The 580-nt window shown below is 44.7% G+C and carries 1 protein-coding gene; it reads left to right on the forward strand.

All coding sequences use genetic code 11. The annotated features are described in order from the left end of the window. Window positions 1-580: DUF2726 domain-containing protein (locus R8N49_RS29065; protein ID WP_318190692.1), on the forward strand; the 580-nt coding region annotated here is incomplete at both ends.

The following is a 580-nucleotide window of genomic DNA, read 5'->3' on the forward strand; positions in this document are numbered from 1 at the left end:
GTTGTTCTTCTGGTTGTATTCTTCTTTATTATTCAAAAGTACGTGATTAAGCACGACGACACGCGTGACTATCCATATCGCGCGAAAGGCCCGTTACTAAGAGGGCAAGAAGGTGCTTTTTTCAATGCGCTAAGAGCTGCAGTTGGAGAGCATGCTGTCGTGTTTGCCAAGGTGAACATGTCTACTTTGGTTGCTCCGAAAGACATCAAGAATAAAAAGCAGTTTTTCGTGGCCAATAATCGCATCTCGCGCAGTTATTTCGACTACGTAATTTGTGATCCCAGAACGTTAGAACCGCGCGTGATTATCGAGTTTGATAACGGGCAGCAATTGAATAAAGGTAAGGTGGAGCGTCAGAAGTTGCTGATGCACGTATGTAAATCTGCCAACTTGCCTCTGATCGGGACTTCTGTAAAACACAGTTATCAAGTGGGGCGTTTACGTCGTTTGTTGGCGGCGCATATTGATTTGATCGAGCCTGAGAAAGAAGTGCGTTTTTGTAAAAAATGCGGCAGTCCGATGATCATCAAAACCGCCAGCCAAGGTGAATTTAAAGGACGACGATTTTTCACCTGTAGTC

The sequence above is a fragment of the Vibrio sp. 1978 genome, from assembly GCF_033344345.1.